19 protein-coding genes are annotated in these 20,594 nt (G+C 70.8%); 9 read left to right on the forward strand and 10 right to left on the reverse strand.

The genetic code is table 11. The features are described 5' to 3' along the window. Positions 1-144: ATP-binding protein (locus tag ACN469_RS25460; RefSeq protein WP_498771678.1), on the forward strand; the 144-nt coding region annotated here is incomplete at its 5' end. A gap of 155 nt (positions 145-299) precedes the next feature. Then, a complete protein-coding gene (locus ACN469_RS25465; protein WP_498771646.1) occupies positions 300-470 on the forward strand; it encodes a hypothetical protein in 171 nt (56 codons plus the stop codon). Here ACN469_RS25465 and ACN469_RS25470 read toward each other — a convergent pair. The 4 genes from ACN469_RS25470 to ACN469_RS25485 all read right to left on the reverse strand — a co-directional run bounded on the left by ACN469_RS25470 (position 464) and on the right by ACN469_RS25485 (position 5,448). Then, positions 464-1,048 carry a hypothetical protein gene (locus ACN469_RS25470; protein ID WP_498771648.1) on the reverse strand — a complete coding sequence of 195 codons (585 nt, stop codon included), beginning with the start codon at positions 1,046-1,048 and terminating at the stop codon, positions 464-466. The two genes, ACN469_RS25465 and ACN469_RS25470, sit on opposite strands and share 7 nt — an antisense overlap. A gap of 107 nt (positions 1,049-1,155) precedes the next feature. Continuing rightward, complete coding sequence (locus ACN469_RS25475; protein WP_498771650.1) at positions 1,156-4,137, reverse strand: CHAT domain-containing protein; 2,982 nt, start codon at positions 4,135-4,137, stop codon at positions 1,156-1,158. After that, positions 4,134-4,691, reverse strand: a complete 558-nt coding sequence (locus ACN469_RS25480) for an RNA polymerase sigma factor (RefSeq protein WP_498771652.1) — start codon at positions 4,689-4,691, stop codon at positions 4,134-4,136. Before ACN469_RS25480 ends, ACN469_RS25475 begins: the two co-directional genes overlap by 4 nt. Before the next feature lie 199 nt (positions 4,692-4,890). After that, positions 4,891-5,448 carry a TspO/MBR family protein gene (locus tag ACN469_RS25485; RefSeq protein WP_498771654.1) on the reverse strand — a complete coding sequence of 186 codons (558 nt, stop codon included), beginning with the start codon at positions 5,446-5,448 and terminating at the stop codon, positions 4,891-4,893. A gap of 125 nt (positions 5,449-5,573) precedes the next feature. Between ACN469_RS25485 and ACN469_RS25490 the strand changes: the two genes are divergently transcribed. The 4 genes from ACN469_RS25490 to ACN469_RS25505 all read left to right on the forward strand — a co-directional run bounded on the left by ACN469_RS25490 (position 5,574) and on the right by ACN469_RS25505 (position 10,460). Continuing rightward, complete coding sequence (locus ACN469_RS25490) at positions 5,574-6,164, forward strand: DUF924 family protein (RefSeq protein WP_498771656.1); 591 nt, start codon at positions 5,574-5,576, stop codon at positions 6,162-6,164. Between the two features lie 248 nt (positions 6,165-6,412). Then, on the forward strand, positions 6,413-8,860 hold the full coding sequence (locus ACN469_RS25495) for a CHASE2 domain-containing protein (protein WP_498771658.1): 2,448 nt from the start codon (positions 6,413-6,415) through the stop codon (positions 8,858-8,860). 20 nt (positions 8,861-8,880) lie between these two features. Further along, positions 8,881-9,462 (forward strand): SH3 domain-containing protein, encoded by a 582-nt coding sequence (locus ACN469_RS25500; protein ID WP_498771660.1) that lies wholly within the window; start codon positions 8,881-8,883, stop codon positions 9,460-9,462. Then, positions 9,462-10,460, forward strand: coding sequence for a M48 family metallopeptidase (locus ACN469_RS25505; protein ID WP_498771662.1), 999 nt, complete (start codon positions 9,462-9,464; stop codon positions 10,458-10,460). Before ACN469_RS25500 ends, ACN469_RS25505 begins: the two co-directional genes overlap by 1 nt. A 48-nt stretch (positions 10,461-10,508) precedes the next feature. On the opposite strand, the gene ACN469_RS25510 is transcribed toward ACN469_RS25505, so the two are convergent. From ACN469_RS25510 to ACN469_RS25520, 3 genes are read right to left on the reverse strand one after another with little or no spacing between them, the layout of a single operon-like run. Continuing rightward, a complete protein-coding gene (locus ACN469_RS25510; protein ID WP_498771664.1) occupies positions 10,509-11,747 on the reverse strand; it encodes an extensin-like protein in 1,239 nt (412 codons plus the stop codon). 8 nt (positions 11,748-11,755) lie between these two features. Beyond that, positions 11,756-12,715 (reverse strand): ParA family protein, encoded by a 960-nt coding sequence (locus ACN469_RS25515; RefSeq protein WP_253993789.1) that lies wholly within the window; start codon positions 12,713-12,715, stop codon positions 11,756-11,758. A 40-nt stretch (positions 12,716-12,755) separates the two neighbouring features. Continuing rightward, entirely contained in the window at positions 12,756-14,903 is a 2,148-nt protein-coding gene (locus ACN469_RS25520) for a HEAT repeat domain-containing protein (RefSeq protein WP_498771666.1), read from the reverse strand. Positions 14,904-15,599: 696 nt separating this feature from the next. Between ACN469_RS25520 and ACN469_RS25525 the strand changes: the two genes are divergently transcribed. From ACN469_RS25525 to ACN469_RS25535, 3 genes are all read left to right on the forward strand, one after another. Then, positions 15,600-15,959, forward strand: a complete 360-nt coding sequence (locus ACN469_RS25525; protein WP_498771668.1) for a helix-turn-helix transcriptional regulator — start codon at positions 15,600-15,602, stop codon at positions 15,957-15,959. 200 nt (positions 15,960-16,159) lie between these two features. Beyond that, positions 16,160-17,056, forward strand: coding sequence for a fatty acid desaturase family protein (locus ACN469_RS25530; RefSeq protein ID WP_498771670.1), 897 nt, complete (start codon positions 16,160-16,162; stop codon positions 17,054-17,056). Between the two features lie 80 nt (positions 17,057-17,136). Further along, positions 17,137-17,892 carry a helix-turn-helix transcriptional regulator gene (locus ACN469_RS25535; protein WP_498771672.1) on the forward strand — a complete coding sequence of 252 codons (756 nt, stop codon included), beginning with the start codon at positions 17,137-17,139 and terminating at the stop codon, positions 17,890-17,892. A gap of 78 nt (positions 17,893-17,970) precedes the next feature. On the opposite strand, the gene ACN469_RS25540 is transcribed toward ACN469_RS25535, so the two are convergent. From ACN469_RS25540 to ACN469_RS25550, 3 genes are read right to left on the reverse strand one after another with little or no spacing between them, the layout of a single operon-like run. Next, positions 17,971-19,326: a sensor histidine kinase gene (locus ACN469_RS25540; RefSeq protein WP_498771674.1), complete on the reverse strand. Its 1,356-nt coding sequence runs from the start codon at positions 19,324-19,326 to the stop codon at positions 17,971-17,973. 10 nt (positions 19,327-19,336) lie between these two features. Next, the gene (locus tag ACN469_RS25545) at positions 19,337-19,942 is read right to left on the reverse strand and encodes a glutathione S-transferase family protein (protein ID WP_498771676.1); all 606 of its coding nucleotides are present in this window, start codon (positions 19,940-19,942) and stop codon (positions 19,337-19,339) included. Next, positions 19,939-20,571, reverse strand: a complete 633-nt coding sequence (locus tag ACN469_RS25550) for a phospholipase D-like domain-containing protein (protein WP_498771680.1) — start codon at positions 20,569-20,571, stop codon at positions 19,939-19,941. The genes ACN469_RS25545 and ACN469_RS25550 overlap by 4 nt, the downstream gene beginning before the upstream one ends. Positions 20,572-20,594 lie beyond the last annotated feature (23 nt).

The raw sequence follows: 20,594 nt of genomic DNA on the forward strand, positions 1-20,594 counted from the left end.
CGCGACATCGTCGAGCGCCACGGCGGCCGCATCTGGGTGGAGAGCCAGGTGGGCCAGGGCTCCACCTTCCACATCGCCCTGCCGCTGCTCAGTGGCACCTCCGCCCACCCGCCCGCCGCCCAGCCGGACCGGCACGTTCACTGAAGCTCCGGCACCCCTGCTTTCGAAAGAACTACAGGCCCGCCTGTCCACCACCGCGCATTCAAGGGGCCCAATCGCCTGGATTCGCACGTCCCAGGCGCTGGCACGCGGGCTGCTCTATCGGGAGTGCAGAGGATCAACCCGAGAGGAGCAGGCACATGACGACGGAAACGGCTGCTTGGACTCGCGACAATGAGGGCTGGCTCGTGCGCGTGAAGTTGGGCGGGCGCATCCAGGAAGTGCGTTGCACCACCGAAGGCCAGGCGCGCTACATCGCGGGCGTGCTGGCCTTCAATCCACCGCCTCCCGCCTCGAAGCTGCGTCACTGAGCAATGCCGAGGGGGCCCGTGGGGGGGCTGACCAGGTACGCGTCCAGCTGGTACCAGTTGTTGTACGCGACCTTCCATGCGCCATCGTGGACACCGGGCAGGGGGATGAGCGGGCCACCAATCTGGCCGCTGGTGCCCCACGTGAAGCCCATGTCCACGCCAGTGGACGTCTCCTGCACGGTGATGTCCGTGGCGAGCTGGGTGTTGAACCGGCGAATCTCCGAGTTGGTGCCGGACACCCAGAACATGACGCGGTGGGCGCGCACGTCGAAGCCGAACGCGTAGAAGGCACCCGAGTTGGTGGGGTCCGTGACGATGACGGTGTGCGCGCTGAGCAGGTAGGGGCTGTGCGGGTACAGCGGCGTGCCGGCGGGGATGCTCGACAGGGGCGTGGGCGCGGCGGGCATGGCGTACGGCGTCCCGGGGATGCTGCTCGGGCAGTAGTTGAACAGCGGCGGAGGCGCGGGGAGCGCGCGCTGCTCGGTGGAGTCCAGCGCCGACACGTCGGAGGGGTCACCACCGCAAGCGGCGGTGGACAGCGAAACGATGCAGAGCAGCGCGGAGCGGAGGTTCTTCATGGTGTGTTCCTCGGTGTGTAGTGACACGTCGAGCGTCCACGGCCCTGGGGAGCCGAGGTCGCCTGTACAGCGGCTGCGGTGATGAGGGTGGTGCGGTGAGAGCCGGGCTACTCGAAGACGACGACTGTCTTCACCCAGCTGTCGGGCCGCGCGGACAGCTCGCGCAGGCGTTCATCTCGGAGCGCGGTGGCGGCGCTGGCGCCGGCGCGGATTCGCTCCATGACCCGCGCGAAGAAGGGCCCGGCTTCGGCGTCCGGGATGTCGATGGGTGAGGCGATGACGGCGCGCGCGCCCGCCTCGGCGAAGGCCACCGGAAGGCTCCACGGCGAGTGGAGGTACGGCGCGGAGCGCGCGGCCTGGCATGCACCGAGGAGCACCACCGGCGCGCCCTTGAGCTTCTGCTTGCGCACCTCGCCCGCGGTGAGCGCGTAGCGGCCACCGACCTCGGGCGCCATCACCAGCAGCGAGGCGTCCGACACGCCCAGGTTCACCAGGCCGTGCGCGTGGATCTCCACCTCGGTGGCCTCGGCCAATTCCGCCAAGAGGCGCGACGGCGTGGCGGCGGCGCCCGTCAGCTCCACGCGGCGCGGGGAGGGGCCACCGGACAGCTCCCAGCTGCGCAGCCGGGGCAGGCTCAGCGAGGCGGGTGCATCCACGTCGTAGACGACCAGCGGACGCGGCGAGGACAGGGCGGGCGCCTGGGCCTTCGGGCCCGTGTCGTAGCTCCAGGCCAGCTCCGGCGGCAGCAGGCCCGCCTGGCCATGCACCGGGTAGCGCGCGAAGACGTGCACGTGCTCGCAGGGCTTCAGCGCGGCGGACATCGCCGGGGGCACCAGCGCGGTGATGTCGAAGTCGGGGGAGCGGCGGCTCGCGTCCTGGTGACCGAGCAGCTCTCCACCCGGGCCACGCGCGGCGACCAGGGTGCGCTCGTCATGCACCTCCACGCTCAGCGCGCAGCGGGTGGGCGCGGCGACACCCGACTCCTCCGCGAAGAGGGCCAGCGCGCTCGCCCAGTCGCTGGTGGTGCCCGCGTCCAGGATGAGGGAGGAATAGCTGTAGGCGCGGGCCTTCGCCGCCACCGGGTCTCCAGCGCCCAGACGCGCGCCGTCGGTGATGGCCTGGCGCAGCAGCACGCGGCCCGCCTCGCGGTCCGAGCCGATGACGGCGCGTCCCTCGATGTGCGTGGCCATGACCCGCTCACCCGGACGCAGCCAACCGGCGGCATCCAGCTTCTTGAGGCCGTCACGCACCTGCTCCACGTCCCCGGGCTTCGGGTCCAGGCGCGCCAGGTCCGCGAGCACGAAGGCGCCGTTGAGGAAGAAGGGCACCTCGCAGCTCGGCGCCTTCTGGAGCTCCGCGCGCGCCGCTTGGGGCTGGAGCGCGAAGACATGCAGCGACGCGAGGCTCTCGTGGACATGCCGGCTGGCCGCGCAGCTCCTGTCGCGCAGGGCCTGCTCGCCCAGGTACGCCCGCGTCAGGGCGAAGGCGTTGCGGAAGCGCGCCAGGTCCCCCAGCACCAGCAGCAGGTCCGCCTGGAGCTTCCACTCCTGCGACTGCCGCGCCCACTGAAGGCCCGCCAGCGCGTGCTCGCGGGACTCCACCAGCCGATGCTCGTCCTTGTAGATGTGCGCCAGCAGGTGCTCGAGCTGACCGCAGCGGTAGTCCGCCTTCGCGCTCCCGCAGGCCGCCACGGCGCGCAGGAGCCGCGCCTCGGCGCCGGCGAGGTCGCCCCGCGCATACTCGCCCAGGGCCCGCTCGCGCTCCGCGTTGAGCGTCAGCCACGCATCGCCGAGCGACTTCGCCGCCTGCTCATACGTGTCGATGCGCGCCGGCAGTCCGCCCGCCAGGGGCAGCACGCCCAGGAGGATGTCCTGGTGCTCCGTGCCGGCCAGCTCCTTCGCGAGCGGCTCCAGCTTCGCGCGGTCGAACGTCCCCAGCAGCACCTCGCGGAACCGGGCGGCCAAGGGCGCGCGGCGCTGGAAATCCAGCCCGGCCACGCGCTCGGCGGCGCGCGCCATCGTCTCTCCGCCGTAGTGCGCGTCGAGGACCTGCGCGAGCGGCAGGAGGGCCCGCACACGCTCGGCGGACGGGGCGGACCACACCGCGATGTTGAACCAGTTGCGCGCCGTGCCCGGCACCGCGCGAGCGACGTCCTCGGGGAAGGGCGTGCCTTCCAGGGCCAGCGCCTTGCCGGCCTTCTGCGCGGAGTCCCAGGCGCCCTGGCGTCCGTCGAGCTGCCGACGCAGCCCCGCCCCGCGCTCCTTCGCCTCCTCCGACCAGCCCGGCTCGCCGAGCAGCGCCACCGCGTCAAAGGCCTCCGCCGCCAGCGCGTCCAGGCCCAGCTCGCGCAGCACCAGCGCGCGGTTCCACAGCGCCTGCGGGTGTCGGGGGTGCTTCTCCAGCACGCCATCCAGCAGGGTGAGGGCCGCTTCCAGCTCGCCCTTCGTCAGCGCCACCACCGCCCGGTCGCTGTCCACGTCCGGAGACGCGGCGGCGCGCTGCAGGTAGTCCGCCGCCTGCTCACGCTCGCCGCGCAGCAGGTGTCCCACCGCCAAACCCTGGAGGTCGCCCTCCACCTCCAGCTTCGCCAGCGTCTGCAGCGGCACCATCTCCCGGGGCCGCTCGTCTCCGGAGCGCAGCACGCCGTAGGGCCGATGCGCGCTCGCGCCGGCCCAGCTCAGCCGGGCCTCCATCGAGCGCGTGGGCGCCAGGGCGAGCATCCGCGACTCGTCACTGCCCGGGTTCCGGGTGCGCAGCACCACCACCGCGAAGACCGCGGCCAGCGAGCCGGACAGCGCCGCGGCGGCCACCCAGTTGCGACGGCGGCTCCACGCGGGACGAAAGGCCCTGGCGGGCGCGGCCTCCACGCGGACCGGCGGCGACACCGCGTTCTGCACGGCGGACTTCGCATCCTCGTGTGCCAGCTGCCCCCCGAGCGCCTGGAGCTGGAGGATGTCGTCCAGCTCCGCCTGGCACGCCTCGCACGTGCCGAGGTGCGCGCGGAACGTGTCGGCCTCTTCCCCGGACAGCTCGCCGTCCGCGAAGGCATGCACCAGGTCGTGGACCTCCATGGGCTCTGGAGCGCTCATGGCGTCTCTCCCTTGCCGGTGCCACCGGGCATCAACAGCTCCTTCAGCTTGCGGCGAGCGCGGATGAGGCGCGTGCCCACGGTGGCCTTGGGGATGCCCAGGCGCTCCGCGATTTCCGTATAGGGGCGCCCCTCCAGGGCATGGAGGCGATACACCGTGGCGAACTCCTCGGGGATGCGCTCCAGGGCCTCGCGAAGCTGCTCCGGACCAATGGCCGCCCACGCGGGAGCGGCCTCCGGCTCCGGCGCGGCGATGCGCTCCTCCAGTTCCTCCGCCGACACGTCCGAGCGGCGCTCACGCGTCTTGGAGCGGCACCGGTCGATGAACAGGTGGTGGAGGATGGTGAAGAGCCACGCGCGCCCGTCGGTGCCGGGGCGGTAGCGGGCCAGGTTGCGCAACCCGCGCTCGTAGGTGTCCTGGACCAGATCCCTCGCGTCCGTCGGGTTGCCACACAGCCGGAGCGCGGTGGCGCGCAGCGCCGCCTCGTGCTCCCGGATGAAGGCCGCGAACCAACGGCTGTCGAGGGTCGGCGTTGAGAGGGGCCCGCTTTCCACGTGGGGTGCAGGCTGGACCGCCACGTCCTTGCCCGTCAAGCCCTGAGACCGTGCTCGGCGGGGGAGTAAGGCAGGTGATTGCAGGGCGAAAGCATCCATGGCGGGTCGCCCTTCTCAACGAAGCCCCCCCGCCATCTTCCCGGGCGAATTATCGGCGCATTTTCCAGCCGCTCCGGGAGCCCCCCTTGGACAGAGGCCGTCAGTGCTCCGCGCGAGGGTTGCGCCGGACGATTTCGCCATTGAGGACGTTGGCGAAGCCCACCCACGCCAGATAGGGCGCCACCAGCCACGCGGCCGGCCGGTCCACCTCTCGCGTGGCGGCGATGTAGGCACCGATGCTGCCCAGCAGGGCCACGTTGTCCGCCAGCGCCTTGCGGGGTTGATGACGGCCGAAGAAGAGCCAGGACCAGGCGGCGTTCAGGCCCAGCTGCACACCCCACCACGCCAGGGCCTGGGAGCGCGAGGGCCCCGCGGGCGCCGTCCACACCCGCCAGCCGGAGATGGCGATGAGGGCATAGAGCGCGGTCCACACGGGGGCGAAGGCCTTGGGTGACGGCTGGAAGGGAGGCTTGCGCAGGTGACGGTACCAGCGGGTGTCGGCGGAGCTGTGCCGCGCGCCCAGGACGGCCGCGCCCAGCGTGAGCGCGCTGAAGGCCCCTAGCGCGATGACGGACTCGGTGCGCAGCGTGGGGTTGAGGGCGGCGCGCTTCACCGGCCCTGGAACCGTTCGCGTCGAGGGCTCCCATGAAGTCTGCATGGACTGTCTCCCAGTGCGCATCGCGCGCCAGTGTTCGATGCAAGGTGGTGATGGCCCGCATCGGCCGCCACCCCTGTTGACTGTCGGCGGGTGGGCGCTCTATCGAGACCCTGGGGAGGAACGACATGGTGAGCGCGGACGAAGTGCTCGACTTCTGGTTCGGTCTACCGGCGGACCCGGCTCGCAACCCGGCCTGTATTCGTCCTCGCGCCGCGTGGTTCCAGCGCGACGCGGTCTTCGACGCCGAGTGCAGGGACCGCTTCCTGGACACGCACGAGCGGGCGGCGGCCGGGGAGCTGAGCGCCTGGCGGGACGAACCCCGCGGCAGCCTGGCGCTGGTGCTGCTCCTGGACCAGGTACCCCGCAACATCTTCCGTGGCACGCCCCGCGCGTTCGCCACGGATGCCCACGCTCGCTCGGTGGCGCGTCACGCGCTGGCGCGGGGCCTGGACCTCACGCTGCCGTCCGTGTGGCGGTGGTTCATGTACCTGCCCTTCGAACACAGCGAGGAGCTTCACGACCAGCGGCTGTCCGTCTCGCTGTTCGAGATGCTGACGCTGCACCACTCCGGCAGCCACGAGACGCTCGGCTACGCGAAGCGGCACCTGGATGTCATCGAGCGCTTCGGCCGCTTCCCGCACCGCAACGATGCGCTGGGCCGTCCCACGACTCCGGAGGAGGCGCGCTTCCTCCAGGAGCCGGGCTCGTCCTTCTGACGCCACGGCTGTTCCGGCGGGCCCCGCGTCAGCGAATGGGCCCGCGCCCGGAGCGCCGCGCGAATAAGCCACGGACTCGCGCGTCTGATGGCGAGCGTCTACACGAGGGCTCGTCGTCTCCGCGTGTCTTGCGGCTTTGATTTCAGTGTATTCGCAGCTTTATCGGCACCCTTCCGGCCGGGGAGATGCCGTGCGCGCGTGCGTGCTGGGATAGTGTGACGAACCACGCACATCGCATCGAGGGGGCCGTGGCAGGGGACACCTGGAAAATCATCCGGCTGCGCTGGCGCAATCACTGGCGGCTGATGCTGGGCGTGGCGGTGTTGTCCACGGCGCTGGCGATGCTGGCGTGGTGGCGCGGCTGGCTCGACGACCTGGAGCGCGGCGCGTACGACCAGGCGCTCACCACGTTCACCGACGGGCGCGGGAAGTCTTCCACCGTGTCGTTGGTGGTCATCGACCAGTCCTCGCTGGACGGCATCCGCGGCAACGAGCGCTACACGCTCAACTTCGGCAGCTGGCCCTACAGCCGCAACCTGTGGGCCCGCGTGGTGGAGCAGCTCCAGGCGGAGGGCGCGCGCGCCGTCGTGTTCGACGCGGTGATGGACGAGCGCTCCTCCGACGAGTCCACCGACCTGGCCTTCGCGCAGATGCTGCGCGACACGCGCATCCCCTTCTTCCTGGGCGTCTCCACCAACGCCGACGCGGAGGCGCTGCCGCATGTAGACTTCGACAAGACGCCCGCATCCCCGCTCGCGCCCCTCCCCGCCGCGCCCGAGGCGTCTGCCGTGGCCTCCACGGGCGAGTCATTCCCCCTGGAGGCGCTGCCCTCCGGCGAGGAGACGTTTCCGGAGGAAGTCGGCGAGGAGACCTTCCCCGAGGCCAACACGTCGACGAGGGACAGTGCCGTCGCCTCCGTCACGCCGGAGCAGAAGGCGCACGCCCTCGCCTTCCCCGTGCGCACACGCGACTTCGTCCTGCCGACGCTGGAGGGCCGGGACTACGGAAGCGAGACGGCCGAGTCCGCCGCCGAGCACCCCGAGCACTCGCTGCGCCGTCCCGTGCCGCCCATTCCGGTGCTCGTGGGCGCGGTGGATGGCTTCGGACTGGTGGACACGGAGACGGACCCCGACGGCTTCATGCGGCGCACGCGCTTCGCGTACACAGATGGCGTCAACACGTACCCGACGCTGCCGCTGCGCGTGGCCGCGGGCCTGCTGGGCGCGAAGGAGGTGACGCTGTCGGACCGGCGGCTGCACGTGGGCAGCCGGACCTACGCCGTGGACCCGGACGGCGGCGCGGCGATTGACTACGGCGGCGGTGAGCTGCACGGGCGCTTCCACATCGTGACCCTGCTGAACGTGCTCGACGGCTGGGTGAACCGGGACAAGGGCCTGCCCTCGGGGCTTCCGTCAGACGTGTTCCGAGGCAAGGTGGTGGTCATCGGCGGCACGGCGCTGGGACTCAGCGACATCAAGGCCACGTCCTTCCAGGCGGAGGTCCCCGGCGTCATGAAGCAGGCGGCGGTGGTGGAGACGCTGCTCGGCAGCGGGCGCTTCATCACCCGGGCACCGCTCGCGGTGGACCTGGCGCTCACGCTGCTGGTGGCGCTGGCCTCGGTGGTGTTGCTGATGACGACGCGCTGGACGCCGCTGGAAATCGCGTGGCCGGTGGCGCTGCTCCTGGGCATGTACCTGGTGACGGGGCGCTTCCTGTCATCCGGCATGCATGTGCTGACGTCGCTGCCGTCCATGGCGGGCCTGTTGGCCAGCGTCACGGCGGTGGCCTTCAACCACCTGGTGGCCAACCGGGAGACGGAGTTCGTTCGCGCCGCCTTCAGCCGCTTCATGGAGCCCAAGCTCGTGGAGCAGATGATTTCGGAGCGCAAGCTGCCGAGGCTCGACGGCGAGAACGTCGAAATCAGCGCCTTCTTCAGCGACATCCGAGGCTTCTCCACCTTCAGCGAGCGCTTCAAGGAGGACCCGCGCAGCCTGGTGCGCATCCTCAACACGTACCTGACGCGGGTGAGCGGCGTGTTGCTGAAGGAGGGCGGGTGCCTGGACAAGTACATCGGCGACGCGGTGGTGTGCCTGTTCGGCGCTCCCATGCGCCAGGATGACCATGCGGTGCGCGCGTGTCGGGGGGCGCTGGCGGCCAAGGCGGAGGTGGACCGGATGCGCGCGGAGTTCAGCGCCAAGGGCCTGCCGGACGTCTACACGCGCATCGGCGTCAACTCGGCGGTGAACTTCGTGGGCAACTTCGGCAGCGAGCAGCTCTTCAGCTACACGGCCATCGGCGACGGGATGAACCTGGCGGCGCGGCTGGAGGGCGCGAACAAGGCGTATGGCTCCGTCATCATGATTGGCCCGCGCACGTACGAGCTGGCGCGCGAGCACATCGAGGTGCGCGAGCTGGACCGCGTCCGCGTGGCCGGGAAGACGGAGGCCGTCACCGTGTACGAGCTGCTGGCGCTCAAGGGCCGCCTGGACGCGCGCAAGCGGGCGACGGTGGAGGGCTACCACGCGGCGCTGGCCCTGTACCGCGAGGCGCGCTTCGACGAGGCCGTGTCGAGGCTGGAGGCCCTGGGGGCCGAGGACCCGGACGACGGTCCGACGAAAGCCCTGCTGGAGCGTTGTCACAAGTATGCGAAGGCGCCGCCGCCGGACTTCGACGGCGTGGCGAGCCTGGACAAGTGAGCGGGAAAGGAGTCGGAGCAATGACGATGAGAACCAGAGCGGCCTGGGTGGCCTTGATGCTGGCACTGGGCTTTCCGAGCCTCGCGTCGGCGGTGGCGGTGGGGGGCTCGCTGTACGTGAAGGCGAAGAACACGCGGGTGATGGAGAGCCCGTCGCCCACGGCGAACGCGGTGGTCATCCTCCAGCCGGGCGAGCAGGTGAAGTGGGAGGGCGCCGACCCGAAGAACAAGCAGTGGCACAAGGTGAAGACCGCGACGGGCAAGAAGGGCTTCGTCTTCCAGTCCAACCTGTCCACCACCGCGCCCGACATGGAGCTGGTGGTCGAGGACAAGGGCAAGCGCAAGGTGAACCCCGCGGGCTTCGTCGCCAGCGGCGCGGCGGTGAAGGCGCTCAGCCCCGGCGCCGTCGAGTACGGCAACAAGAAGGGCGGCAACCACAAGCAGGCGGTGGCGCAGCTGCAGGGTCTGGAGAAGAAGGCCAAGGCCGTCTCCACTGCGGACATCGCGAAGCACGTGACGGCGGCGGGCCTGTTCCCCGTCGTCGGCGCGGAGGCCACGGCGAAGTCGGGCGCGGCCAAGGGCAAGACGAAGGGGGGCACGTGATGCGCGCGCACTGGAAGACGGTGGCCCTGGCGGGCCTGGGCCTGCTGGCCTCGTCGTGCAAGGGCGTGACGCTCGCGCAGTTCGCCGACAAGGCTGGGACGGTGGTGAACAACTCGGCGGCGGCGAAGAAGGAGCGCGCCTCCTGCGAGAAGCTGAACGTGGAGCCCACCGTGACGGAGGAGTACGCCATCGGCAGTGCCATGGCCATCCACTGGGTGCAGGGGGCCGGCGGGTTGATGGCTCCGACGGACGGCGCGAAGGGCACCGGGGTGCACGACATCCACCAGTACCTCAACGTCGTGGGGAAGAACCTGGGTGCGCAGTCCTCGAGGCCCACGCTGGAGTGGACGTTCGGCGTGCTCAACGACGACAAGAACTTCAACGCCGTGTCCACGCCCGGGGCCTACATCTTCGTCACCCGGAAGCTGCTGTCGCAGCTGGACAACGAGAGCCAGCTCGCGGGCGTGCTCGCGCACGAGATTGCCCACGTCGTGCTCAAGCACTCCATCAAGCAGTACAACGCCGCCAAGGTGAGCCTCTGCAAGACGGCCGTCACGATGGAGGCCGGTTTTCCGGGCTCCGGCAAGCTCATCGCGTCGACGGACAGCGGCGGCAACCTGGACCTGGACGGCGACTCGGCGCTGCTCGGCAGCCTGACGGAGAAGGTCATCGCGTTCGCGGAGAGCGGGAACGACAAGGAGCAGGAGTACGCGGCGGACCAGCTCGCGGCGCGGATGATGATTTCCGCCGGCTATGACCCGTACGAGTACCGCGCGCTCCTGCGCAAGACGGAGGACGACACCCGCCTGGGCTCACGACACCCCGACAAGAAGGACCGCGAGCAGCGCCTCGTCACGTTCCTCGAAAGCCTCAAGCCCAAGCAGGGCGAGTTCGCGGAGCTCTCGTTGGAGGGACTGCGCAGCCCGCCACTCAAGCCGGAGCTGGTCGCCGCCGTGAAGAGCACGTCGCGCGGCGGCGTGGCGAAGGACGGGAAGTAGGGCCCCCCCGTGGGGCGCCCGAAAGAGGGCGCCCCGGGTGAAGCGACTTCAGCGCGCGGCGGCCTGGCTCAGCGCGCGGTGCACTGCTTCGAGGGCCTTGCGCGCCTCGAGCAACTCGGCGCGCTCGGCGGTGAGTGAGGCCACCTGCTGGGCCAGCACGTCCCGCTCGCCCTGGAGCGCTTCCACCGCCCGGCGCAGCGAGGTCGACTCGTCCTTGGCGGACTCCAGCTCACCGGCGAGCCGCTCCTCCTCGGCGAGGCTGTCCACCAGGGCCTGCTTGCCGCGAGCCACGGACTCCTCGAGGACCTCGTGCTCCCTCGCGGAGGCCTGGAGCGCCTGACGGTTCTCCTGGAGGGACAGGAGCGCCTCGTCGCGCTCACCCTCCAGCGCGGCCAGCTCCCGCTCCAGGTCCGCCAGCAGCTTCACGCGGCCTTCCATCTCGGAGGACAGCCGGCGCGCCTCGTCCATGCGCAGGCGGGCTTCTTCCGTGGCCTTCTCCGCCTGACGGCGCGCCACTTCCAGCTCCTGCGTGAGCGAGAGGTTGGCGGACTTCACCTTCACCAGCTCCGCCTGGAGGTGGGTGATGCGCTCCACCGCGCGCTGGCCCGCCTCGGCCACCGTGGCCGGCAGGGGCTCCGGGCGCGGATTCTCGCGCACCGCCTTGAGGCGGGCCTTCAGCCGCTCGCGGCGCGCATCGGAGTCGTCCACCGCCTCCTCACGCGGAGGCGCGGGCGTCTGCACCTCGACCTCCTGGGGCGGAGCTTCGACGCGAGCCACCGGCTCGGCGACCATCGCGGTGACATGGGGAAGCGAAGCGTGGGGCGAGCCCTGCGTCATGGGGTGGGCCTCCTGGGAGTGCCCGGCCGCGAAGCCGTCCAGATGGAAAGCCGCGGGGGGAGGAGCCGCGAAGGTGACGGGCGGCGCCTCGCTGGGGTCGTCCTCGAAGTAGGCCGACTCCGGCGACCCAGGCTCTGGAGACGCGTACGTGAGGGGCTCGGCGACCTGTGAGGTGAACACCGGCTCCCGGGCGCGCGGCGGCTCCTGTGCACCCAGGGCGACCTCCATCGCCTCGGCGGCGGTGGGACGCGGGGCGCGGGCGCGCTCGATGCGGGCGCGCACCTCGGCGGACAGGTCCGCGGAGGGAGGCTCGGGCGGAGCCGAGGCGGAGGTCTCCTGCTCCGAGGGCTCGGAGGGGGAGGACTCGGCCGGGTCGGCGGCGCCGGTGAACGCGCCCAAGCGGAGGCGCGGCTTGGCGCGAGACACGTTCTGTTCGAAGGCTTTCTTCATGGCGAATCTCAGCCGGCCTGCTGGGTGCCCTTCTTCGGGGCGGCGGCGGCCGCGGCGACGAGGCGCGGCAGGACGTTGTCAATCATGGCCTGGATGTCGTTGGCACCCTTCGACGTGGGGTCCGCGACGAAGACGGGGCGCCCCTCGCTGGAGGCCTGGGCGAACTTGGTGCACTGCCGGATGATGGTCGGCAGCAGGAACTCCGGGTAGTGCTTCTGGAGTGCTTCCAGCGCTTCCTTCGCCAGCTTGAAGGTGGCGTTGAAGGAGTTGACCACGATGAACACGTGGTCGAGCACGTGGTTCAGGTCCTCCTCCAGGCTCTGCACCGTCTCGAACAACAGCTTGAGGCCGTGGAAGGAGAGGAAGTCCGCGAGCACGGGGACGAACAAGTCGTTCGCCGCCATCAGCGCGTTGAGGTTGAGCAGGCCGAAGGACGGGGGCGCGTCGAAGACGACGACGTCGTACTGGGCCTCCACGTCCTTGAGGGCGTTGCGCAGCTTGAACTCGCGGCCGGCCATGGGCATCAGCGAGAGGTCCATGGTGGACATGCTGAGGTTGGACGGGACGAAGTCCAGGTTGGGCAGGGAGGACTTCTGGATGACCTTGGCCAGGGGCGTCTTGCGCACCAGCACGTCGAGCAGCGTCTTCTCGAAGTCCTCGCCCTCGTAGCCCAGGCACTTGGTGGCGTGGCCCTGGCTGTCCAGGTCGATGAGGAGGACCGAGTAGCCCAGCTCGGCGATTCGCCACGCGTACGAGGTGGACAGGGACGTCTTGCCGGTGCCGCCCTTGAAGTTCAGGAAGAGCTGGCGGCGATGGCCAATCTTGTCCGGGAAGCGGTTGAGGGTGGTGCGCAGGTCCCAGACGTCGTCCGGGGTGTACACGTCCTTCCTCGCGTCCTCCGGAATGGCCTTCGGAGACACGCCGAGCATCTCGGCCACCTGCTTCGAGCTGTATGTCGGCGCTTCCATGAACGACCCTTCAAAAGACGTACGGGACGGGTACCTTGCCTCAAGCGGCGAAGTATTTGTGTCCCCTTCGGACCACGGAGCCTCGGGCTGACAGCAGGGTGAGTGCTTCCTGGGCGAGCTCCACGGGGGCCCCCAGGGCGGTCGTCAGCTCAGCGAGCGAGCGTCCGCGAACCGCGACGCGGACTTCCATCAGCATCTGCCCACAGAGGGCCTCCACGGGTGAGGCACCCGGGCGTCCCGAAGGGGGACGCGCTTCCGCGGCTCGCGCGGGCGGAGGAGGAGCGGCGGCGGGCACGGGCGCCGGAGCACCCATGGCCACCAGGGCCGCCTGGACAGGGGAAAGTCGAGGAGCGGCGGCGGGCCGCGCGGCCTGCTGTGTCGGCTGCGACGGAGTGCCCGTCGCCGACTGGCCCGGAGCGCGCTGGCCGGACTGCGCGGTGGGAGGAAGCGTCGAGGGCGGAGGCCCACCGGCCTGCACCGGAGCGCGAGGCGCGGGAGCACCGCCCTGGACCGAGGGCGCACCACCCTGCGCCACGAAGGCCGGAGCCGAGACCTGCTGCCGAGCGCCCACCGAGACCACGGCCTGCGGCGAAGCGACGAAACCCGCGACCTGCCGAGCGCCTGCCGCGACCCGCGGCGCGGTGGCCGCGGCGCCCACGTAGGCCAGCTCCTGCGCCGAGGCGGACACCGCCCGCGCGGAGCCCATCGAGGCAGCCCCATGGGCCGCGCCAGCGGACATCACCGCCTGCGCGGAGCCCGCGGTCGCATGGACCACCACGGCGGGAGCCACGTTGGCGGCCACCGCCTGCGCTGGAACCACCAGGGTCCGCGCGACCATCGGGCGCGTCGCATCCTCCAGCCGTGCGCGCACGGGCTTCACGGGGAGCGTCGCCAGCCGGCGAATCTCGCGGCGCCGGTGCGTGTCGTCCAGCGACACCACGGCGGACACATCGTGTCCCAGGATTCGCGACAGGCTCTGCGCCGCCGCCTTGCGCACGCGCGGCTCGCGGTCGCCCAGCGCCTCCAGCAGCAGCGTGCGAGCGTTCTCGCCACTCCCAGCGCCCAGCGCGAGCGCCGCCAGCGAGCGGACCTCCGAGTCCGCGTCGTGGATGGCCTCCTCGCCCAGCCGCCGCGCCGTCTCGCCTTCCAACCCCAGCGCCAGCAACGAGGCCCGGCGACGCACGGAGCGGTCCGGGTCCTTCATCGCCTGCGCCAGATGCGGCGCCGCGTCCCGAGGCGCCAGCGTCAACAGCGCCTTGAGCGCCGCGATGCGAACCTCGGGCACCGGCGAGGACAGCAGCGGCGACACCACCTGCGCGCCCTCTTCCCGGCACAGCGCCGCGAACGCCTGGAGCAGCGCCACCTGCGCCGCCGAGTCCGTCTCCGCGTGCAGCGCGCTGGCCAGCGCCGGAGCAGCGGCCGGCTGGGACAGCGCCTTGAGTCGCTCGGCGGCGCGGATCCGCGCGGCGGCGTCCGGCGCCGACAGCTCGCGCACGGAGAACCCGAACAGCGTCTCGTCCGTCGGAGCCCCCACGCCACCCTGTCCGGACAGCTCCGCCAGCTGCGCCTGACTGACCCCGAGCCGCCCCGCCTGGAGGAAGCGATGGGCCTCGCGCGCCACCGGCGACAGCCCCTCCAACAAGGGCTCCAGCAACGCGGTCCGAGCCGGCATGCTCGGAGCGGAGGCAATGGCGGCCTGCGCCTTCGCGGAACCATCGACGAGCGGTACGGCCGGCCCGCGCATGGGCACCTTGACGACCGGCGAGGCCACGCCGCGCTGCGGCTCCCCGTGCAGCAGCGCCTCGCTGCGAAGCTGGGAGATGAACGACGCCAGGTCGAACCCCAGGTCGTCGTCCTCGTCGTCGCCGCCATCCTTCGTCGACGCGCGCAACCGACTGGCGTTCAGCAACCGGTCCATGAGCTGGTCGCGCTCGCCCCGCAGCGCCTGCGTGAGCCGCACCGACTCCTCGCGCTCCGCCTGGAACCGCCCGGCGCGAACCTCCAGCTCCGCCACCTCACGGCGCAGCCGCAGCTCCCGCTGCTGCGTCTCCGCCATCTCACGCTTGAGGTGCTCCATCTCCTCGCGCGTCGAGCCCAGCTCGCTGAGCAGTTGCTCCGCGCGCGCCTCGAAGTAGACAATTTTCTCGAGTGCGCTCTTGAGCAGCGCGTCCGGACGCTCGTCGCTCACGACCTCAACGGCCCTCCCCGCGAGGCAGCGCGGTGCACCCCCGACCCACCGGGGGGGCACCCACCCTACGTCAGACGTCCCGCCTTCGTAAACCACGGAAACACCAGGGCTTTTCCGTGAACTCCCGGCCTCTCCATTGACAACGTCGCGCAGGCCGATTTTTCGGCCTCGGAGGTGAACACCGCCTTTCCGTCGAGCGCCGACGGACGTGTCAGGCCCGCTGAACACCTGCACCGTGAGTGCGGCCGTGGGTCGGGCGACGTCAAGCAGCGGACGTCACGCCGGAGCGACGCCCACGGTGAGCTGGACGCGTCCGCGAAGCGCGCCGCGTGAAGCCCCGCTCGCACGCACGCCGCGCTGATCCCCACGCACCGCGCGCCGATCTCCCGCGAGCCGATTTTTCGGCCTCCCGCGGCATCTGGAGACTTCCGCGTCCACCGCCCGCGGGGTGACTTCCGAGCACACCGCACCCCACTTCCGGAGCCCTCCGCGAGCGGCCCCGGACACGTGTCCCGGCAGGCTCCGAAACACCTCCGGGTTCAAGCGCTTTCGCACGCCCTTCCGGATGCACCTGAATGTCAGACCCCACCCGTAGTCTGTGTTCCACGAGGCAAGGAACTCGCAGGCACTTTTCCCCGGTACCTCTCCGCCGAAGCGCGGGGGGAAAAGCCCTCTTTCGACAGGTTTCCGCACGCCATGGAACAACGATTGGCCACCATCATTGGAAATGCAGTGCGCGCGTCGCGGCAGCGGCTGGAGCTCACCCAGGCCGACGTGGCCGAGCGCGTGGGAATCGCCACCGAGGTGTACGGGCGGCTGGAGCGCGGCCACATGCTCCCCAGCGTCCGCACGCTGAGGAAGCTGTGTCTGGTCCTCAACTGCTCGTCGGACGTGCTGCTCGGCATGTCCGGCGTGGAAGGCGCGCCCACGCTCGCCGAGGATCCTCCGGAGTACCGCGAGCGTCCCGAGGTGCGCCGGCTCTTGCGCACCGTGCGCAAGCTGGATGCGCCCCGGCTCCGGCTGTTGGGCCAGGTCGCCAACGCGCTCGAGACGTGAACCCCGCCACACGCCCGCGACGCGCTGCTTCCATTCCGCATCCGTGGAAGACAGCGAGCGCGGGCGGAATCAGTACCGGGGCGGGGTGGACCCGGGTTGAGACGGATTGAGGGGGACGACGCGCGAGGTTGCGCGTTTTCGCAAGCGCTTGGCGCATGGAATGAAGCGGCGAGGCGGGCGCAAGCCTACCTTCATGCTCCATGACTCGCCCCTCCCCCGCCCCCGCTCTCGACTTGCCGCAGCTCGCGGTACACGCGCTGTGGTGGGTGTGGTTCCCTTCCTTCCTGTTGAGCTGGGACCACCTGGGCCTCTGGGGCCGCGTGGGCATGTGTGTCGCGGGCTGGGCGGTGCTGTTCTGGAACTACGCCGTCCTGCACAACCACATGCACGTGTCCATGGCGCGCCCCAAGGTGCTGAGCTGGGTCGTCTCCCGGACGCTCGGCCTGGCGTGCGGGTTCCCCTATCGGGGCTACTACATCCACCACTTCAACCATCACCGGTACAACGACGGCCCGGGGGACTGGGGCCAGCGGCGGCCGGGTGAAGGCGCCCTGCGTTATTGCCTGCGGTCGGCGCTGACGCCGTGGTTCTGGCCGTTCGAGGCGGTGGCCAACGTGTGGCGGTGGGCCAAGAAGCGCAACCAGCGCACGGAGCTCATCCTCGACTTCCTCGTCGTGGACGGGGGCATCCTCGCCGTCATCCTCTGGCGCCCGGCCCTGGGGCTGGCGTGGTGGGGGGTGCTGCTGGTGGGCCAGGTCTGCATCCACTGGCTCAACCTGGCGGCCCACTTCGAGACGGACTCCACCCAGCGGGCGGCCCTGGGCACCACGTCCACCTCCCGTCTGTACAACCTGTTCTTTTTCAATGCCGGTTATCACCAGGCCCACCACGTGAAGCCCCAGGTGGCCTGGCGGGAGCTGCCGGTGGTGACCGCTGAGCTTGCTGGCACGGCGCAGATAAGGCCGGAGTTGGTCACTTCCCTCTCCCCCATCAATCCCTTCTGGGTAGCGAAGGTGGCGAAGCGCTACTCTTCCGAGCCGTGCGATCGGCAGACGGCGTCGACGATTACTTCAGGGACCCCCACGGCCGTTACCTAGTCGGGGAAGGCTTCCTGCATTGGTACGCCTCGGCGGACCTGTGCGGCTTCATCCTCTGGGGCCGCCCGGCCGAGGCGCACGTGCGCCGGCTGGTGCATGTGCTCGACGTGGAGCTGGCCCCCGCGGCGCCGCATGCGTCGCTGGTGGATGCGCGCCGGCTGGAGGCGGCGGACCCGGCCGCCTTCGCGGTGCTCGTGAAGTACATGCAGGCGCGCGAGAAGTCGTTCGGCACCTCCGTGCAGCGGCAGGCCCTGGTGCGTCCGGAGGGCGTGGCGGGCGCGGTGGTCGGCGGGTTCTACACGCTCTTGACGGGCGCCTATCCCAGCAAGGTGTTCACGGACCCGGCGAATGCGCTCGCGTGGCTGGGCCAGCCGGAGGGCCGGGCGGCGCCGCTCTTGTCCAAGCTGAATGACCTGGTGGCGGAGGCCACGGGCCAGTCGCCCCTGTTGCGCGAGCTGCACCAGGCGATGCGCGGCAAGCTGCCGGACATCAACCTGTCGGACGTGGCCCGGGAGATGGGCATGTCCGAGCGCACGCTCCAGCGCCGGTTGAAGGAAGCGGGGACGTCCTTCCAGGCGGAGCTGAACTCGGTGCAGGTGCGCATGGCGCAGGCGCTCCTGCTCGAGACGGACATGAAGCTCACCGCCGTCGCGGTGGAGGTGGGCTGCGCGTCGCTCCAGCACTTCAGCAGCCTGTTCCGCAAGCTGGTGGGCGACTCCCCCAGCTCCTGGCGCGAGCGGCAGCAGGGCAAGGCCACCGCCGAGGCGAACAGCGCGGCCGAAGCGCCCTCCGTCGCAGCCACGGGGACCCACGACGACGAACCCCCGGGCGAGTAGCCGCGCCGAGCGGACCGGGTGCTCGGCTCGAACGAGGCTCCGGAACGCGTGACGAGGAGCCGCGCCGAGCGGCTCTCTTCAGCTCGGGCTCGGTCGAGGCTCCTGGGCCTTCGCCGCGGGCGCCGAGGGCAGGTGCAGCGTGAAGCACGCGCCGCCCTCGGGACGGTTCGCCACCGACAGCGTGCCGCCGACGCGAGCCAGGTACTCGCGACACAGCGCCAGCCCCAGGCCGGTGCCCTTTCCGGGGGCCTTGGTGGTGAAGAAGGGCTCGAACAGGTGCGACAGCACGGCCTCCGGGATGCCCGGGCCGTTGTCCTCCACCTCCAGCCTCACGCCCCCCGCCTCCTCGCGGGCGCGCAGGACGATTCGCGCGGCGCGCGGCGGCTCCGCCGAATCCAGCGCGTCCGCCGCGTTGAGCAGCAGGTTCAACACCACCTGCACCAACTGACGCTGCCCCAGCCGCACCCGGCTCAGGTCCGGCGCCACCTCCCGCACCACCTGGCCCAGGCTCCGCAGCCGCACCGACGCGAGCCGCTCCGCCTCGTCCAGCGCATCCACCACGCCGCACGCCTCCTCGGCGTCGGCCGAGTCCCGGGAGAAGCGCCGCAGGTCCGTGACAATCTGCTGGATGCGCAGCACGCCCTGCTGCGTCTCCTCCAGCACGCGCCGCATCTCCTCCAGGTCCGGCGCCGCGTCCTCGATGACGTCGCCCAGGTAGCCCAGGTTGGACTTCACGTAGGCCAGGGGGTTGTTCACCTCGTGGGCCACGCCCGCCGCCAGTCGCCCCACCAGCGCCAGCCGCTCCATCTCCGCGCGGCTGCGCTCCGCCTCCGCCCTCAATCCCTCGCTGCGCGCCAGTCGCTCCATCGCCGTCAGCCGTGCCTGCACGGCCTCGCGCTCCGCGTCGCGCATGCGGCGGAACATCTTCCCGCTGAAGACGGCAATCCAGGCCATGAACAGGAAGACCGTCACCTGACCGATGACCTGCCGCTCCGAGCCTCCCGACAGCCAGGTCGCCGCCACCACGCCCACCAGCGTCAGGACGATGGTCGCCCACAAGGTGAGCAGGTCCCCGGGCGTGAAGACGGCGATGATGAGCGGCATCGCGAAGAGCAGCGGGAACAGCGGACTCGAAAGCCCTCCGGTGAAGTGGATGTCCAACGCAATCGCCGCCAGGCTGCACACCCCGCTCAGGGTGGTGGCCCGCTGGAGCGGCATCCACCGCGAGCCCGTCACCACCGCCGCCGTGACGAGGATGGCGGCCCAGCCCACGTGGACCAGGCCCACCTGCGGGATGAACGCGCCGAACATCAGGGGATGCGTGGCCAGCGAGAGCAGCAGCACCCCCGCGGAGACGGCGAAGCCGCGGCGCTTCAAACGCAGCTGGGCTTCGAACTCGAATGTTTCAGGGCCGGGTACGACGGGTTGATGCACGGAAGACTTCCTACTGCTGGGCGCGCTGCGCGGCGGGACGGGACATCTGTCGCTCCACATAGGAGCGCAGGGCGGGGAAGTCTTCCAGGAGCCCCATGCCCCCACCCCAGTTGAGGATGGACGCCATCACCACGTCCGCCGCGGTGAAGCGCTCGCCCACCAGGAACGAGCGCCCCTTGAGCTTCTCCTCCAGCATCCGGGCGATGTCCGTGAAGCGCTTCTGGCCTCGCTCCGCCTCTCCGGGCACGCGCTCCTGCTCCGGCAGGAAGCGGCTGTGCGCGGAGTACGCGGACAGGGGCGGCTCCATGGTGGCCATGCAGAACATCATCCACTGGTAGTACTCGGCGCGCTCCACGGTGCCGAGCGCCGGCGCGAAGCCGGCTTCCGGGAACTTGTCGGCGAGGTGCAGGAGAATCGCGGCCGACTCGAAGACGGCGTGTCCGTCATCCTCCAGCGCGGGCATGGAGCCCATCGGATGCACGCGCAGGTACTCGGGGCTCTTGTGCTCCCGCTGGAGCAGGTCCACCGGCACCAGCTCGTAGGGAACGCCCAGCTCCTCGAGCAACCAGCGGGGGCGCGTGGCGCGCGTCTTCTGGGCGAAGTAGAGCTTCATCATCGTCGTCGAGACTCCGAGGTGTGGCGCTGGAGCCGGCGAGCCTTGCCCAACTGCACCGCGCCGCGCGAGCTTCGCATCTCCCCCCGTCCCACGGGTGCGGGGATTATCGGGTCCGGACACACCGCGCGCAGCTTGCACCCCCTGCATTCGGCCCCGCTCCACACCGCCTCGTAGAGCGCCGTCACCCGGTCGATGACGTCGAAGTCCTCCGTCACGAACCCCAGCTCGAAGTTGCGCACCGCGTCGCCCTTCGCGCCCAGGCCCGCCCCCGTGAGGTTCGCGCTCCCCAGGTAGGCCCACGCCCCGTCCACCACCACCGCCTTGAAGTGCACGCGCGGGCACACCTTCAGCTCCAGCCCTCCGGCCACCAGCCGTGCCCGCTCGTCGAAGGCCGCGCGGAACGGACGGCTCGGCAGCTCCGCGTGGAGCAGGCGCAGCGACAGCCCCCGCGCCGACAGCCCATCCAACACCTCCACCAGCGGAACGAAGCGCCCCTTCGACTCCACGTACATCGCCTTCACGTTCGCCGTCGCAATCCACACCGACTCGCGCGCGTGGAGCAGCTTCTCCAGCACCACCTCCCGATACAGCTCGCTGCCGGACAGCAGTTCCGCCTGGATGGGACGCATGGAGACATCCTCACACACATACC

Origin of the sequence: Corallococcus terminator (assembly GCF_049194865.1) — a bacterium.
Lineage (GTDB): Bacteria > Myxococcota > Myxococcia > Myxococcales > Myxococcaceae > Myxococcus > Myxococcus terminator_A.

Excerpts from the sequence above, each read along its gene's own strand:
- ACN469_RS25465 (WP_498771646.1), top strand. The coding sequence starts at position 300 with ATGACGACGGAAACGGCTGCTTGGACTCGCGACAATGAGGGCTGGCTC.
- ACN469_RS25470 (WP_498771648.1), bottom strand. The coding sequence starts at position 1,048 with ATGAAGAACCTCCGCTCCGCGCTGCTCTGCATCGTTTCGCTGTCCACC.
- ACN469_RS25475 (WP_498771650.1), bottom strand. The coding sequence starts at position 4,137 with ATGAGCGCTCCAGAGCCCATGGAGGTCCACGACCTGGTGCATGCCTTC.
- ACN469_RS25485 (WP_498771654.1), bottom strand. The coding sequence starts at position 5,448 with ATGCAGACTTCATGGGAGCCCTCGACGCGAACGGTTCCAGGGCCGGTG.
- ACN469_RS25490 (WP_498771656.1), top strand. The coding sequence starts at position 5,574 with ATGGTGAGCGCGGACGAAGTGCTCGACTTCTGGTTCGGTCTACCGGCG.
- ACN469_RS25500 (WP_498771660.1), top strand. The coding sequence starts at position 8,881 with ATGACGATGAGAACCAGAGCGGCCTGGGTGGCCTTGATGCTGGCACTG.
- ACN469_RS25505 (WP_498771662.1), top strand. The coding sequence starts at position 9,462 with ATGCGCGCGCACTGGAAGACGGTGGCCCTGGCGGGCCTGGGCCTGCTG.
- ACN469_RS25510 (WP_498771664.1), bottom strand. The coding sequence starts at position 11,747 with ATGAAGAAAGCCTTCGAACAGAACGTGTCTCGCGCCAAGCCGCGCCTC.
- ACN469_RS25515 (WP_253993789.1), bottom strand. The coding sequence starts at position 12,715 with ATGGAAGCGCCGACATACAGCTCGAAGCAGGTGGCCGAGATGCTCGGC.
- ACN469_RS25525 (WP_498771668.1), top strand. The coding sequence starts at position 15,600 with ATGGAACAACGATTGGCCACCATCATTGGAAATGCAGTGCGCGCGTCG.
- ACN469_RS25530 (WP_498771670.1), top strand. The coding sequence starts at position 16,160 with ATGACTCGCCCCTCCCCCGCCCCCGCTCTCGACTTGCCGCAGCTCGCG.
- ACN469_RS25545 (WP_498771676.1), bottom strand. The coding sequence starts at position 19,942 with ATGATGAAGCTCTACTTCGCCCAGAAGACGCGCGCCACGCGCCCCCGC.
- ACN469_RS25550 (WP_498771680.1), bottom strand. The coding sequence starts at position 20,571 with ATGCGTCCCATCCAGGCGGAACTGCTGTCCGGCAGCGAGCTGTATCGG.